The sequence below is a fragment of the Bradyrhizobium sp. STM 3809 genome, assembly GCF_000239795.1.
Classification (GTDB): domain Bacteria; phylum Pseudomonadota; class Alphaproteobacteria; order Rhizobiales; family Xanthobacteraceae; genus Bradyrhizobium.
In genome coordinates, this window is record NZ_CAFJ01000002.1 from 1 (window position 1) to 14025 (window position 14025).

Here is a 14025-nt window from a genome sequence, read left to right on the forward strand (position 1 = left end):
TCTCTGTCGTGGCCGTTCGGGTGCATCATGAGTGAAGCAACAGCAGTCACCGGCCTCGCCCAGATCGAGGACCTCGGCGGCAAGGCGCAGCCGCTGCTGCGCGTCGATGGGCTGACGAAACATTTCCCCGTCCGCGGCGGGCTGTTCGGCGCCCGCAAGACGGTGCGGGCGGTCGATGACGTCTCGTTCAGCATCGGCAAGGGCGAGACGGTCGGCATCGTCGGCGAGTCCGGCTGCGGCAAGTCGACGACGGCGCGGCTGTTGATGCATCTGATGGATCGCGATGCCGGCGAGATCATCTTCGATGGCCGGCAGGTCGGGCACGAGATCTCGCTGCGCGAGCTTCGCCGCGGCATGCAGATGGTGTTCCAGGACTCCTATGCCTCGCTCAATCCGCGGCTGACGATCGAGGAGTCGATCGCGTTCGGGCCGAAGGTGCACGGCATGGCGGACGGCGCGGCACGTGCGCTGGCGCGCGAGCTGCTCGGCAAGGTCGGCCTGCGGCCCGAGACCTTCGCCAACCGCTATCCGCACGAGATCTCCGGCGGCCAGCGCCAGCGCGTCAACATCGCCCGCGCGCTGGCCTTGTCGCCGCGGCTCGTCATTCTCGACGAGGCAGTCTCGGCGCTGGACAAATCGGTCGAGGCGCAGGTGCTCAACCTGCTGATGGACCTCAAGCGCGAGTTCGGCCTGACCTATCTGTTCATCAGCCACGACCTCAATGTCGTCCACTACATCTCCGACCGCGTGCTGGTGATGTATCTCGGCGAGGTGGTCGAGCTCGGACCCGTGGAACAGGTCTGGGCCAAGCCGGTGCATCCCTATACGCGCGCGCTGCTGGCGGCGATGCCGTCCTCGGATCCGGACAGACGGACCGAGGTGCCGCCGATCTCGGGCGACCCGCCGAACCCGATCGATCCGCCCGCCGGCTGCCGTTTCCACACCCGCTGTCCGTTTGCAGAGGCGCCATGTTCGAATATCGCGCCGAGGTTGACGGAGCTGGATACAATGGGCCATCAGGCCGCCTGCCACATGGCGATCCCGGGCTCGGGACACAGCCGTGCGCCGGCCGCCTGAGGGCAGACACCAGCAGCGAGAAGCGCAGATGACCAGACCCACGCCCCAGCAAGTCCACGCCATCGCGGAGGCCTCCGGCCTGCCGGTCGACAAGGAGGTGGCGACGCGCATCGCCGAGTCGATCGGGCCGGCGTTCGACAATTTCGCCGCCGTCGCCGGCACCCTGCCGTTCGACCTGGAGCCGGCGAGCTACGTGCTGGCGCAGACGCTGAAGGTGGGCCGATGAGCACGGAACCCGCTCTGATGACCCTGACCGAGGTCGCGAAGGCGATCGCCGACAAGAAGCTGTCTTCGGTCGAGGTGACGCGCTCCTGCCTGCACCGCATCGCGCAATGGCAGCCGAAGCTGAACGCCTTCATGGCGATCGAGTCCGAGCCGGCACTCAAGGCGGCCGCTGAGGCCGACGCCGCGCTCGCCAAGGACGGCCCGAAGGGGGCGCTGCACGGCGTCCCGCTGGCCCACAAGGACATGTATTACGAGGCCGGCCATGTCTCGACCTGCGGCTCGCTGATCCGCCGCGACTTCGTCGCGACCACCACCTCGACCGCGGTGCAGCGGCTGAAGGATGCCGGATCGATCCGGCTCGGCACCTTGCAGATGGCCGAGTTCGCTTATGGTCCGACCGGCCACAACGCGCATTACGGTCCGGTGCACAATCCATGGAAGCTCGGCTATGTCACCGGCGGCTCGTCGTCCGGCTCGGGCTCGGCGGTCGGTGCTCGCCTGACGTTCGCCGCGCTCGGCTCGGACACCGGCGGCTCGATCCGCATGCCCGCGAATTTCTGCGGCGTCACCGGCCTGAAGGTCACCTGGGGCCGCGTCAGCCGCGCCGGGGCGATGCCGCTGTCGCAGTCGCTCGACACGGTCGGCCCGCTGGCGCAGACGGCGGAGGATTGCGCGTTGCTGCTTGGCCTGATGGCTGGCGCCGATCCCGAGGATCCGACTGCCAGCGCCGTGCCGGTGCAGGACTATGTCGCGGCCGTCAGGGCCTCGATCAAGGGGCTGAAGATCGGCGTGCCCAAGGCGTTCTACGTCGACGACCTCGATCCCGAGGTGGCACGCTGCCTCGATGCCGCGATCACGGTGCTGAAGACCGAGGGCGCCGACGTCGTGCAGGTCGAGCTGCCGGACCAGCGCCAGCTCACGGCGGCCTGCCAGCTCGTGCTCGCGGTCGAAGCCGCCGCGTTTCATAAGCGCTGGATGATCGAGCGGCCGCAGGACTACGGCCCGCAAGTGTTGATGCGGCTGCAGAATGCGCTCGCCGTCTCCGGCGTCGCCTATCTCGAAGCGCTGCGCTGGCGCGGCGCGGCTTTGGCGGCGCATGTCGCGGCCACCTCGGGCGTCGACGCGATCATTGCTCCGGTGTCGCCGCTGGTGACGCCGTCGATCGCCGAGAGCGACGTCGGCGGCGCGCCCGGCGCCGAAGCCGTGATCCAGCGCATCACGCGTTTCACGCGCCCCGTGAACTATCTCGGCCTGCCGTCGCTGGCGATCCCAACCGGATTCACGTCGACCGGGCTGCCGGTCGGCATGCAGCTGATCGGCCGCTCGTTCGATGAGGCCACGATCCTGACCATCGGCGCCGCGTTCCAGAGGGCGACCGATTTCCACGCGAGGGTGCCGACGCTGTCATGACGCGGAGCCGGAGTCGTAGCCCGGATGAGCGGAAGCCTTCGCCCGCAGGGCGGAGGCGAACGCGACATCCGGGTTCTCACGCGGTGTCGGTGGTGAACCCGGATGTCGCTTGCGCCGACGCCAAAGAGGCGTCGGCTGTCGCTCATCCGGGCTACCGGGAACGCGTACCGCACGCGCGCATGACGTGCTTGTCCGGGACGATACCGAGTTTGTGAGGATCAATCCATCATGACCAACCTCGTCGAGATCTCCAACCTCACCATCCGCTTCACCGGCGAGCGCACCGTGCATGCGGTGAACGATGTCAGCCTGTCGCTGGGAGATGGCGAGGTGCTCGGGCTGCTCGGCGAATCCGGCTCGGGCAAGAGCGTGACCATGCGGGCGCTGATGCGGCTGTTGCCGAAGAAGCGGACGCAGATCTCGGGCGGCGTGAAGGTGATGGGCCGCGACGTGCTCGCGATGGGCGACGAGGAGCTGTCGCAGTTCCGCGGCCGTACGGTGTCGATGATCTTCCAGGAGCCGGGGCTCGCGCTCGATCCGGTCTACACGATCGGCCGGCAGATCGCCGAGACCGTGATGCGCCACGAGGGCAAGAGCTACGCGGAGGGCACCGCGCGGGCGCTGGAGATGCTCGATGTCGTCCGCATCCCCTCGGCCAAGCGGCGGCTGGAGTCCTATCCGCACGAGATGTCGGGCGGCATGCGGCAGCGCGCGATGATCGCGTTGGCGCTGGCCTGCCGGCCCAAGGTGCTGCTGGCCGACGAGCCGACCACCGCGCTCGACGCCACCGTGCAGATCCAGATCCTGCTGCTGCTGCGCGAGCTGCAGCGCGAGTTCGGCATGTCCGTCATCTTCGTGACCCACGACATCGGCGTGGCCATCGAGATCTGCGACCGTGTCGCCGTGATGTATGCCGGCCAGATCGTGGAGCAGGGCGCGCTGCGCGACATCGTCCGCCAGCCCGTGCACCCCTATGCGCGCGGCCTGCTCGCCTCGACCATTCACGGCGCCAGGCGCGGCGAGCGGCTGCAGACCATCCCGGGCACGCCGCCGTCGCTCGACCATGCGCCGCGGAGCTGCTCCTTCGCCCCGCGCTGCAGCCTGGCCGAGCCGCGCTGTTCGGAGACGCTGCCGCCGGCCGTCGAGCTCGGACCCCAGCGGCTGGCGCGCTGCATCCTGGCCGAGGCGCCGGCCGGTGTGGCGGCCACGTAACGCTTGTCCCGGAAACGCGCGGCTCGCAGGGCGAAACCGCGCATCGCGTGTCGAAGCGTCGCAGCCAGCTCGCTAAGGTGCGCAGGCGCGCAGCACCGCTCGTGCGCGTCGGATGAGGACACGCCATGCACGTATCGAACGAAGGTATTCTGGTCATCCTGTTCGTCGGCCTGATCGCGGGCTGGCTGGCCGGCAAGATCGTGCGCGGCACCGGCTTCGGCCTGATCGGCGACATCGTGATCGGCGTGCTCGGCGCCCTGGTGGCGAGCTTCCTGTTCCCGCGGCTCGGCATTCATCTGGGCACCGGGCTGGTGTCCGAGATCGTCTCGTCCGCGCTCGGCGCCATCATCCTGCTGCTCGTCGTGCGCCTGGTGCGGACCGGCGGACGCCTGTGAGGCGGCCATCCGGTGGCGCTGAACGTTTACGCAGCCGCCCGAGACAGACCAAGCACAACGGCTGATTCACGCTAAAGCCAGCGTCGTTGGACGCTTGCCACGGGAATCAGTATATTTTGCCTTGTTTGCCGCCAGTTTGTGCTTTTGATCGGCGGTCGTGCAGCTCATTTGATCAATTGAAGAGATGGTGGTGATGGCGGCCGCACCTCACGCGAGGCAATCCGAGCTCAGCGATGCCTTGCGCGGTTGTCGCAGCGCCTTCATCGGCGTCGGCGTGATGAGCTGCATCATCAACCTGCTGTACCTGACCGGCTCTATCTTCATGCTCGAGGTCTATGACCGGGTGTTGCCGAGCCGTTCGGTGCCGACCCTGATCGGTCTCATGATCATCGCCGGCGCTCTCTATGTCGCCCAGGGCGCGCTTGACATGATCCGCAGCCGCATTCTGGGCCGGATCGGCACCGCGCTGGACGAGAGCCTGAATGCGCGGGTGTTCGACACCGTCGTGCGGCTGCCGCTGTCGGCCGGCGGCCGCAACGAAGGCCTGCAGCCGCTGCGCGATCTCGACAACATCAGGAGCTTTCTCGGCAGCCAGGGCCCGGGCGCGTTCTTCGACCTGCCATGGCTGCCGCTGTACCTGGCGATCTGCTTCGCGTTCCACGTCCTGCTCGGCGTCACCGCGCTGGTCGGAGCCGTCATCCTGGTGACGCTGACGCTGATCACCGAATTCCTCACCCGCACTCCGGCGAAGGAGGCGATGGGCCTGGCCGCGCGCCGCAACGATCTGGTCACCGCCAGCCGGCGCAACGCCGAGGTGCTGGTCGCGATGGGCATGACCGGGCGCATGCTGCAGCGCTGGGGCGAGACCAACGAGCAATATCTCGCCGGCAACCAGCGGGCCAGCGATGTCGCCGGCGGCCTCGGCGCGATCGCCAAGGTGCTGCGCATGATGCTGCAGTCGGCGGTGCTCGCGGTGGGCGCCTATCTCGTGATCCACCAGGAGGCCACCGCCGGCATCATCATCGCCGGCTCGATCCTGAGCGCACGGGCGCTGGCGCCGGTCGACCTCGCCATCGCGCATTGGAAAAGCTTCGTCGCCGCCCGCCAGAGCTGGCGCCGGCTCAACCAGCTGTTGCAGACCATGCCGGAGCGCGCGCCGCCGACGCAGCTCCAGCCGCCGGTGAGCAAGCTCTCGGTCGAGGGCATCTCGATCGTCGCGCCCGGCGACAGCAAGGCGATCGTCCAGGACGTGACGTTTGCGCTGTCGGCCGGCACCGGCCTGGGCATCATCGGCCCGAGCGCGTCCGGGAAGTCGTCGCTGGTGCGCGCGCTGGTCGGCGTCTGGCGCCCGGTGCGCGGCCATGTCCGGCTCGATGGCGCCGCGCTCGACCAATGGTCGACCGACGAGCTCGGCCGCCACATCGGCTACCTGCCGCAGGATGTCGAGCTGTTCGCAGGAAGCGTGGCGCAGAACATCAGCCGTTTCGATCCCAACGCTTCCGCCGACGGCATCATCGCCGCCGCCAAGGAGGCCGGCGTGCACGACATCATCATCAAGATGCGCGACGGCTACGACACCCAGATCGGCGAGCAGGGGGCGGCGCTGTCGGCCGGCCAGGCCCAGCGCGTCGCGCTGGCGCGCGCGCTCTACGGCAATCCGTTCCTGATCGTGCTCGACGAGCCCAACTCCAATCTCGACACCGAGGGCGACGAGGCGCTGTCGCGCGCGGTCCGCTCGGCGCGGGCGCGCGGCGCGATCGTCGTCGTGGTCGCGCACCGGCCGATCGGCATCGAGGCGGTCGATCAGGTGCTGGTCATGAAGGATGGCCGCGCGCAGGCGTTCGGGCCGAAGGAGACGGTGCTGGCGCAGGTGCTGCAGCCGCGACCCGCGGCCCCGATCAAGATCGTCTCCGAAGCCGGCGTGTCCAAGTCGTGAGGAGCAGGGCCGCATGAGCACTCAGGTCATCACCGGCCCGATCCCGGGTCTCCAGAAGCCGGAGAGCGCCAAGCAGTCGATCCGGCGCCACCTCATCGTCGGCATGGCCGTGGTGCTCGCGGTGGCCGGCGGAATGGGCGGCTGGGCGGCGACGCAGCAGATCTCCGGCGCGCTGATCGCGCCCGGCCAGATCGTGGTCGAGTCCAACGTGAAGAAGGTGCAGCATCCGACCGGCGGCGTGGTCGGCGAGCTCCGCGCGCGCGATGGCGACGTGGTCAAGTCCGGCGATATCGTCGTCCGGCTCGACGACACCGTGACCAAGGCGTCGCTGGCCATCGTCACCAAGAACCTCGACGCGCTGCAGGCGCGCGCCGCCCGCCTCGAGGCCGAGCAGCGCGGCTGGGCGAAGATCCTGTTCCCGCAGCAGCTGTTGGAGCGGATGAGCGATCCCGACGTCAAGAGCCTGACCGCGAGCGAGACCAAGCTGTTCGAGGTCCGCGTCAACGGCCGCATCGGCCAGAAGGCGCAGCTGCGCGAGCGCGTGGCGCAGCTCAGCGAGGAGATCGAAGGGCTCTCGGCGCAGGTCGCCGCCAAGGACCAGGAGATCGCGCTGGTGCAGAAGGAGCTCGACGGCGTCCGCCAGCTCTACGAGCAGCATCTCGTGCAGCTGTCGCGCCTGACGACGCTGGAGCGCGACGCCGCCCGTCTCAATGGCGAGCGCGCGCAATTCATCGCGGCGCGCGCCCAGGCCAAGGGCAAGATCAGCGAGACCGAGCTGCAGATCATCCAGGTCGACAAGGACATGGTCAGCGAGGTCTCCAAGGACCTGCGCGAGACCACCGACAAGATCGGCGAGTTCGTCGAGCGCAAGGTCACCGCCGAGGATCAGCTCCGCCGCGTCGACATCCGCGCGCCGCAGGACGGCATGGTGCTGCAGTCATCGGTGCACACGGTCGGCGGCGTGATCACCGCCGGCGACACCATCATGCTGATCGTGCCGCAGAGCGACGATCTGCAGGTCGAGGCCAAGGTCAATCCGCAGGACATCGACAAGCTGCAGGTCGGCCAGAAGACCTTGCTGCGGCTGTCCGCCTTCAACCAGCGCACCACGCCTGAATTGAACGGCGTCGTCAGCCGCGTCTCCCCCGACGTCACCACCGACCAGCGCACCGGCCAGAGCTACTACACCATCCGCGTCTCGATGCCGCCGGAGGAGATCGCAAGGCTCGGCGACGTCAAGCTGATCCCGGGCATGCCGGTCGAAGCCTTCGTCCAGACCGGCGACCGCACCGTCATCTCCTATCTGATGAAGCCGCTGCACGATCAGCTGATGCGGGCATTCCGGGAGAAGTGAGGGGGGCCCGCTCTCTCTCGCGCTCCGCGCGCTCGCGAAGGCCACCGGCGGCGCTCCACATTCAGTGTCATCCCCGCGAAAGCGGGGATCCATAACCACAGGGAGTAGTCGTGGCGCGAGATGCTCGTGACGGTCCCGCGCCTCACTTCTGCTGCGGCGTATGGGTCCCGGATCGGCGCCCGCCGACGCTGCACGTCAGCGGGCTTGTCCGGGACGACAGCGGTTCATGCGTCGAGATGCTTGAGCAATAGCTCCAGCGCGCTCTTCGCGAACAGCTGCATGTTGGCGGCGCGGTCGCTGCTGCCGCTTTCCAAGGTGACCACGGCCGACGCCGGTCCGGCCACGGCGAAGCATGCGTGGCCCGCCGCGTCGCCATAGCGGTTGCCGGTCGGGCCGGCAGCGCCGGTCTCCGACAGGCCCCAGTCGGTGGCGAAGCGCGACTTGATCTGCCGGGCCAGCAGCTCCGCATAGGGCTCCGACGCCGAGCGAATGCCCTTCATCGCCTCGTCCGGAATATCCATCAGCACGCGGCGGGCGTCGCGCGTATAGACCACGGCGCCGCCGAGGAAGTAGGCCGACGCGCCGGGCACCGCGAGCAGTGCAGCGGCGATGAGTCCGCCGGCGGACGACTCCGCGACGGCAATGGTCTGCTTGCGCGCGATCAGCCGCTCGGCGATCTGGGAGGCGACGGCAATCAGTTCATTCATGGCAGACCTCGCTCCTCGCCAACAAAAACGGGCGGCATCGGATGATGCCGCCCGTGGCGTCAACAGACAAGCCGATCAGGCCGCAGCCGGCTCGCGCGCCGCCACCGCCTGCTGGCCCCCTCGGTAGACGGTGAGCGCGGCGATGATGCCGAGCGCGGCGGCGAACATCAGCCAGAAGCCGGGCGAGGCCTTGTCGCCGGTCTTCTCGATCAGCCAGGTCGCGGCGAACGGCGTGAACGTGCCGAACAGGGCCGCAGCCAGCGCGAAGGCCAGCGAGAAGCATGTGGTGCGGACATGTGCCGGCACGATCTCAACCAGCGCGCCGAGCATGGTGCCGCTGTACATGCCAAAATAGAACGAGAACATCATCTCGACCGCCAGCATCTTGCCGAAGCTCGGCGCCGACACCAGCCAGCTCAGCGCCGGATAGGCCGTCAGCAGCGACAGCACGGCGATCCCGATCAGCACCGGCTTGCGGCCGATCCTGTCCGACAGCGCGCCGCCGACCGGGTTCCAGATGAAGTTGGTGACCGCGACCAGAAGCGTCACCAGAAGCGCGTCCGCGGTCGACAGCTTCAGCACGGTCTTGCCGAAGGTCGGCGTGTAGACGGTGACGAAGTAGAACGTTGTGGTCGTCAGGATCGCGATCATCATGCCGAGCAGCACGATGCGCCAATTGGCGAGCGCCGAGGCGAACACCTCGCTGGTGGTCGGGTGCTTCTTCATCGCGAGGAAGGCCGGCGTCTCCTCCAGCGTGCGGCGCAGGAAGAAGATCAACGGGATGATCAGGCAGCCGACGAAGAACGGGATGCGCCAGCCCCAGGCGGTGACGGTCGCGGCGGGCATGGACTCGCTGAGGAGATAGCCGAGGATCGATGCGACGAAGATCGCGACCTGCTGGCTCGACGATTGGAACGAGGTGTAGAAGCCGCGATTGCCGGGCGTGGCGATCTCCGACAGATAGACCGACACGCCGCCGAGCTCGACGCCGGCCGAGAAGCCCTGCAGCAGGCGGCCCAGCAGCACAATGATCGGCGCCGCGACGCCGATGGTCTCGTAGGTCGGGCAGAAGGCGATCACGACAGTGCCGGCGGCCATGATGCCGAGCGTCACGATCAGGCCCTGGCGGCGGCCGATCTTGTCGATATAGGCGCCGAGCACGATGGCCCCGACGGGGCGCATCAGCGCGCCGAGCCAGAACACGCCAAAGGTGTTGAGCAGCGACGCCGTCTCGTCGGTCGACGGAAAGAACGCCTTGCCGATCGCGGCCGCATAGAAGCCGAACAGGAAGAAGTCGAACTGCTCGAGGAAATTGCCGCTGGTGGCGCGCAGGATCGCGCCGATGCGCGACTTGATGGTGGCCGGCTGCTGGGCTGGGGTCGATGACACGCGAGAAAACTCCTACCGTCGAGTGGCTCGTGCGGAAGAACTTCTGCGCCGGCCGGTGAGAAAGGGTGTGGCAATCTGCCACGCGACATCGTGCCGGCCAATAGATTTGACGGCAAATCCTTAAGGCGGAAGGGGATTCGACGAGACGCCTTTCTGTTGCGCTGCACTCTTGAGCCATTGCCGGAACGCCCTGAGCTTCGGCGGATCGGTTCGCCCCTCGGGCGTGACCAGATAGAAGCCGGCATCGCTCGGCAGCGTCATCTCGAACGGAACCACGAGGCGACCTTTGGCGATGTCGTCCTGGACGTAGGCCGTTCGTCCGATCGCGACGCCAAGCCCGTCGATCGCCGCCTGGACGGTCATCAGCGACAGGTCGAAGCTCAGCCGGCTCTGCCGGGACATCTCCACGGGCAAGCCCGCGGCGGTCAGCCACAGCCGCCAGTCGTCGTCATAGCCGCCGCTGGCCTGCAGCAGCGTGTGATGCGCAAGGTCCTCCGGGCAGCGCAGCGGCTTGGGCCCTTGCAGCAGCGCCGGACTGCAGACCGGAAACAGCTCGTCCGCCATCAGCCATTCCGCCCGCACGCCGGGCCAGTGGCCGCGGCCGTAGCGGATGGCCGCGTCGACATCGTCCTTGCGGAAATCGACCAGGCCGGTCGAGGTGGTGATGCGGACATCGATCGTCGGATGCGCCTCCTGGAAGGCTGTCAGCCGCGGCAGCAGCCATTTGGCGGCCAGCGAGGCGATGGTCGAGACCGTCAGCACCTTGGCGTTGTCCTTGCGCACCAGCCGCTCGGTGGCGAGGCGCAGATCGTCGAACGCGGCGCGCACCAGCGGGAGATAGTCGCGGGCCTGCGGCGTCAACGCGAGGCTGCGGTTCTGGCGGACGAACAGGCGGATGCCGAGTTCGTCCTCCAGGCGCTTGATCTGATGGCTGATGGCGGTCTGCGTCACGTTCAGCTCGGAGGCGGCGCGGGTGAAGCTCAGATGCCGCGCCGCGGCCTCGAACGCCCGCAGTCCGTTGAGCGATGGCAGTCGCGCCATTCCAAGCTCCCAATGCATGAAGATATTTCATCCGAAGCGGTAATAAATGTCGTTTGTAGATGAAACGCAAGTCTTCGATATTGCAGCCTCACGCTTTTCCGGGAGGCTTTCATGTCCCTCTACGTCTCCTCGTCAATGACGAAACATCATGGCTCGGCATTCTGGTCCGGCGTTGCCGAACTGCTTGCGGCCTGGCGCTTCCGCTACCGCTCCCGCCATGAGCTGGCGCAGTGGTCGGAGCGCGACCTGCACGACCTCGGCCTCTCCCGCGGCGACATCGCCGCCGAGATCGACAAGCCGTTCTGGCGGGCCTGAGCCCCTCACTCGGCGCGCCCCGCCGGCGCCGTTCCGCGATGGAGCGGCGCCGGCCCCATTCCCCCCTGGAGTTCGTCATGCCGACGCCCGCTGTCGCCGCTCCCGCTGCCGGGACGGATGTCATTCACACGCGGCGGGGCGACGAGGTACGCCTGCGCTTCGTGACGCCGGCTGACGGCGAGGTGCTGCAGGCTTACATCCGCTCGCTGAGCCCGCGCTCGCGGCACCGGCGCTTCCTCGGCGCGCTCAGCGAACTGCCGAAGGCGGTGCTCGACGATTTCGTCGCGCTCGGCCGCAACGACCGCTACAGCCTGGTCGGCATGATGGATCGCGACGGTGTCGCGGATATCGTCGCCGAAGCCCGCTACGCGCTCGACCGCGCCACGGGCCGCGTCGAGTTCGGCCTCTCGGTACACGACCGCTGGCACGGCCACGGCATCGGCCCGGCGCTGATCGCAGATCTGGAACGTCGCGCCCGCGCGCTCGGTGGCCTGACGCTCTCAGGCGATGCGCTGCGCACCAACGACGTGATGATCGCGCTCGCCAGGAAGGCCGGCTTCACGATCCAGCCGCATGCGGACGATTGGACGCTGGTGAGGTTCGAGAAGGACCTGCGGGCTCATCAGGTGCAGCGCGTTTCTCAACACGATGAACTGACAGCTGCCATCTGAGTTGGTCGTGCCGTTCAAATTGTTAGCCAATCACGAACGAAATTGAACGCGATGCCTATGAATGCGCCCTCTCCCCTTGTGGGAGAGGGCATGTAGGAAGGTGCAGCAAACCCGCTTGGGTGAGGGGTCTCTCTCCACGAGCGTCGTCGGTGGAGACAGACCCCTCACCCAACCGCGTTTGTGGATCGGCCGAACATGCCCTCTCCCACAAGGGGAGAGGGCGCAATCACTTGCATCGCGCCTTGTTGTCCGACGTTGAATGGGGCGCGGCCGCAGGGTGGGCAAAGGCGCATTCACCGCAGCGTCCGCATGACGTGCCGTTGACGCGCCGTGCCCCCCGTGTCTCGGCGAGCACGCGTGAAAATGGTGGGCACGCGTCCGCCGTGCGGCGGCCGCTTTGCCCACCCTACGCAACTTTGCCCACGCTACAGAACATCAAGCCTCAGAACGTCTCCACCCACGGCCGCAGCTCCATTTCCCAGCTCCACGCGCTGCGCGGCTGTTGCAGCACGCTCCAATAGCTCGCCGCGATCGCATCGGGGTCGAGCATCGAGTCCGGGCGATCCGCCGGCTCCTGCCGCGCGGCGCTCCTGATCCCGCCATCGATGACGAAGTGTGCGACGTGGATGCCCTGCGGCGACAGCTCGCGGGCCATGCTCTGGGCCAGGCCGCGCAGCGCGAACTTGCCCATCGCGAACGGGGCCGATTGCGCATAGCCCTTCACGCTGGCCGAGGCGCCGGTGAAAAGGATCGCGCCATGCTTGTTGGGCAGCATGCGCTGCGCCGCCTGCTGCGCCACCAGGAAGCCGCCGAACGCGCTGACCGCGATCGAATTCTGCACGTCGGCGGGAACGAGATCGGTCAGCGGCCCGCGCGCCCGCGCGCTCGCATTGTAGACGACGACATCCGGCTCGCCGATCTCGCGCGAGACCAGGCCGAACAGCCGCTCGACCTCCTCCGGATTGGTGGCGTCGCAGGGATAGGCGCGGGCGCCGGTCTCGCTGCAGATCGCACCGAGCTTCTCGGTCTTGCGCGCGGCCAGTGCCACGCGGATCTTCTCGCGCGCGAACAGCCGCGCCAGCGAGGCGGAGAGCCCTTCGCCGGCACCGACGATGAGGGCGATCTTGTAGGCAGGGATGTCCATGGGCATGTCCTCGAAAGATGCTTCGCAAAGCGTCCGCAGCGCTCAAGCTAGTGCAGCCAAGCCCAACTTCCCACCATTCATCCCCACAATTCTGCCTGATGTCAGGTGGCCTGCGGCTGCAATCCGGCGAGGCAGCCGATCTCCTCCAGCACCACGTCGAGCCGGCTGCGATCGTGCAGGAAGGCATATTTCGAGCGCAGCATGGCGAGCGACCGCGCATGATATTTCTGCGGCTTCTGCGTCCACACGACGTCACCGAGCTGGACGCTGAACGTGTCGCGGTTGTGCTTGATCGCCTGTTCGTTGGCGAGCGACCAGGGCATGAACAGCGCGCCGACCTGCCGCGTCAGGATCGGCATCAGGGTCAGTGACAGCTCAGGCCACAGCTCGAACGCCCCTTCGCCGCGCGGCCACAGCATGCGCTGGATCCAGGCCAGCACATGCGGGGCGCGGCCTTCGATCAGCGCGCCCGCGGTCGGATCGGTCCAGAGTTCGTAGAACTGGCCCCACAGGCCGAAATCGCCATAGGCCGGCCTGCCGCCGAACAGATAGGGCCTCAGCGCGAGATGCCGCTCCAGCAGATCGAGCATCTCGACGAAGCCCTGTTCGATCTCCGGCGCATTGGCCTCGTTCGATCCGACATAGGCGAGGCGCTCGACCATGCGCGCGCGGATCTTCTCCGCGAGCCGGGCGACGTCGGCATCGGCCGCCTTCGGCGCGACCATGCGCGCGATGCGCCCGGCCGAGGCGCGCTGATCGAGCTCGCCCGCCCAGCGATAATGGAACATCCATTTGTTGCCCCACTCGTCGCCGAACTCCTCGATCAGGGCGGAGATGAAGCTCGTCAGCACGTCGCTGGGGTGGACCGACGGCTCGGGAAAAACGAGCTCGAGCGCATCGATGATCGGCGTCGAGTCCTGCATCGGCACCTCGTCCGGCGCCACCACCAGCGGAATGATCGGCAGCTTGGCGTGGCGGGTGAAGTCAGCCTCGGTTTCCGCGCTGCGCAATATCCACTGATGCGGAATGCCCTTGTAACGCAGATAAGATCGCACCTTGACCGAATAGGGCGACATCTCCGCCCCGAAGATGCGATAAACCTCCGTCGGCTGATGGGTCATGGATTGGCTCCCTCGCGCGATCGCGCTT

14 protein-coding genes are annotated in these 14025 nt (G+C 67.6%); 9 read left to right on the plus strand and 5 right to left on the minus strand.

Annotation, left to right across the window (positions count from 1 at the left end):
* Positions 1–27: 27 nt before the first annotated feature.
* From BRAS3809_RS00035 to BRAS3809_RS00065, 7 genes are all read left to right on the plus strand, one after another.
* On the plus strand, positions 28–1077 hold the full coding sequence (locus BRAS3809_RS00035) for an ABC transporter ATP-binding protein (RefSeq protein ID WP_008960052.1): 1050 nt from the start codon (positions 28–30) through the stop codon (positions 1075–1077).
* 28 nt (positions 1078–1105) lie between these two features.
* Entirely contained in the window at positions 1106–1303 is a 198-nt protein-coding gene (locus BRAS3809_RS00040) for a hypothetical protein (RefSeq protein ID WP_008960053.1), read from the plus strand.
* Positions 1300–2712 (plus strand): Asp-tRNA(Asn)/Glu-tRNA(Gln) amidotransferase GatCAB subunit A, encoded by a 1413-nt coding sequence (locus tag BRAS3809_RS00045; RefSeq protein ID WP_008960054.1) that lies wholly within the window; start codon positions 1300–1302, stop codon positions 2710–2712. Before BRAS3809_RS00040 ends, BRAS3809_RS00045 begins: the two co-directional genes overlap by 4 nt.
* Positions 2713–2940: 228 nt before the next feature.
* On the plus strand, positions 2941–3924 hold the full coding sequence (locus BRAS3809_RS00050; RefSeq protein ID WP_008960055.1) for an ABC transporter ATP-binding protein: 984 nt from the start codon (positions 2941–2943) through the stop codon (positions 3922–3924).
* Positions 3925–4049: 125 nt separating this feature from the next.
* Positions 4050–4319, plus strand: coding sequence for a GlsB/YeaQ/YmgE family stress response membrane protein (locus BRAS3809_RS00055; RefSeq protein ID WP_008960056.1), 270 nt, complete (start codon positions 4050–4052; stop codon positions 4317–4319).
* A 193-nt stretch (positions 4320–4512) separates the two neighbouring features.
* Positions 4513–6255, plus strand: coding sequence for a type I secretion system permease/ATPase (locus BRAS3809_RS00060; RefSeq protein WP_035654677.1), 1743 nt, complete (start codon positions 4513–4515; stop codon positions 6253–6255).
* A gap of 13 nt (positions 6256–6268) precedes the next feature.
* Positions 6269–7609, plus strand: a complete 1341-nt coding sequence (locus tag BRAS3809_RS00065) for an HlyD family type I secretion periplasmic adaptor subunit (RefSeq protein ID WP_008960058.1) — start codon at positions 6269–6271, stop codon at positions 7607–7609.
* A 224-nt stretch (positions 7610–7833) separates the two neighbouring features.
* Here the strand turns inward: BRAS3809_RS00065 and BRAS3809_RS00070 are convergent, their stop codons facing one another.
* The 3 genes from BRAS3809_RS00070 to BRAS3809_RS00080 form a co-directional block, all read right to left on the minus strand.
* Entirely contained in the window at positions 7834–8316 is a 483-nt protein-coding gene (locus tag BRAS3809_RS00070) for a CinA family protein (protein WP_008960059.1), read from the minus strand.
* 75 nt (positions 8317–8391) lie between these two features.
* Positions 8392–9705, minus strand: coding sequence for an MFS transporter (locus tag BRAS3809_RS00075; RefSeq protein WP_008960060.1), 1314 nt, complete (start codon positions 9703–9705; stop codon positions 8392–8394).
* Positions 9706–9825: 120 nt separating this feature from the next.
* A complete protein-coding gene (locus BRAS3809_RS00080; protein ID WP_008960061.1) occupies positions 9826–10746 on the minus strand; it encodes a transcriptional regulator GcvA in 921 nt (306 codons plus the stop codon).
* Between the two features lie 111 nt (positions 10747–10857).
* On the opposite strand from BRAS3809_RS00080, the gene BRAS3809_RS00085 reads away from it, so the two are divergent.
* Together BRAS3809_RS00085 and BRAS3809_RS00090 are read left to right on the plus strand one after the other, a co-directional pair.
* The gene (locus BRAS3809_RS00085; protein ID WP_035654672.1) at positions 10858–11061 is read left to right on the plus strand and encodes a DUF1127 domain-containing protein; all 204 of its coding nucleotides are present in this window, start codon (positions 10858–10860) and stop codon (positions 11059–11061) included.
* Between the two features lie 77 nt (positions 11062–11138).
* Positions 11139–11732 (plus strand): GNAT family N-acetyltransferase, encoded by a 594-nt coding sequence (locus BRAS3809_RS00090; protein ID WP_008960063.1) that lies wholly within the window; start codon positions 11139–11141, stop codon positions 11730–11732.
* A 442-nt stretch (positions 11733–12174) separates the two neighbouring features.
* Here BRAS3809_RS00090 and BRAS3809_RS00095 read toward each other — a convergent pair whose 3' ends face one another.
* Entirely contained in the window at positions 12175–12876 is a 702-nt protein-coding gene (locus tag BRAS3809_RS00095; protein ID WP_008960064.1) for an SDR family NAD(P)-dependent oxidoreductase, read from the minus strand.
* Positions 12877–12977: 101 nt separating this feature from the next.
* Positions 12978–13997 (minus strand): glutathione S-transferase family protein, encoded by a 1020-nt coding sequence (locus BRAS3809_RS00100; protein WP_008960065.1) that lies wholly within the window; start codon positions 13995–13997, stop codon positions 12978–12980.
* Positions 13998–14025: the final 28 nt, after the last annotated feature.

Excerpts from the sequence above, each read along its gene's own strand:
- BRAS3809_RS00035 (WP_008960052.1), top strand. The coding sequence starts at position 28 with ATGAGTGAAGCAACAGCAGTCACCGGCCTCGCCCAGATCGAGGACCTC.
- BRAS3809_RS00040 (WP_008960053.1), top strand. The coding sequence starts at position 1,106 with ATGACCAGACCCACGCCCCAGCAAGTCCACGCCATCGCGGAGGCCTCC.
- BRAS3809_RS00045 (WP_008960054.1), top strand. The coding sequence starts at position 1,300 with ATGAGCACGGAACCCGCTCTGATGACCCTGACCGAGGTCGCGAAGGCG.
- BRAS3809_RS00050 (WP_008960055.1), top strand. The coding sequence starts at position 2,941 with ATGACCAACCTCGTCGAGATCTCCAACCTCACCATCCGCTTCACCGGC.
- BRAS3809_RS00055 (WP_008960056.1), top strand. The coding sequence starts at position 4,050 with ATGCACGTATCGAACGAAGGTATTCTGGTCATCCTGTTCGTCGGCCTG.
- BRAS3809_RS00060 (WP_035654677.1), top strand. The coding sequence starts at position 4,513 with ATGGCGGCCGCACCTCACGCGAGGCAATCCGAGCTCAGCGATGCCTTG.
- BRAS3809_RS00065 (WP_008960058.1), top strand. The coding sequence starts at position 6,269 with ATGAGCACTCAGGTCATCACCGGCCCGATCCCGGGTCTCCAGAAGCCG.
- BRAS3809_RS00070 (WP_008960059.1), bottom strand. The coding sequence starts at position 8,316 with ATGAATGAACTGATTGCCGTCGCCTCCCAGATCGCCGAGCGGCTGATC.
- BRAS3809_RS00080 (WP_008960061.1), bottom strand. The coding sequence starts at position 10,746 with ATGGCGCGACTGCCATCGCTCAACGGACTGCGGGCGTTCGAGGCCGCG.
- BRAS3809_RS00085 (WP_035654672.1), top strand. The coding sequence starts at position 10,858 with ATGTCCCTCTACGTCTCCTCGTCAATGACGAAACATCATGGCTCGGCA.
- BRAS3809_RS00090 (WP_008960063.1), top strand. The coding sequence starts at position 11,139 with ATGCCGACGCCCGCTGTCGCCGCTCCCGCTGCCGGGACGGATGTCATT.
- BRAS3809_RS00095 (WP_008960064.1), bottom strand. The coding sequence starts at position 12,876 with ATGGACATCCCTGCCTACAAGATCGCCCTCATCGTCGGTGCCGGCGAA.
- BRAS3809_RS00100 (WP_008960065.1), bottom strand. The coding sequence starts at position 13,997 with ATGACCCATCAGCCGACGGAGGTTTATCGCATCTTCGGGGCGGAGATG.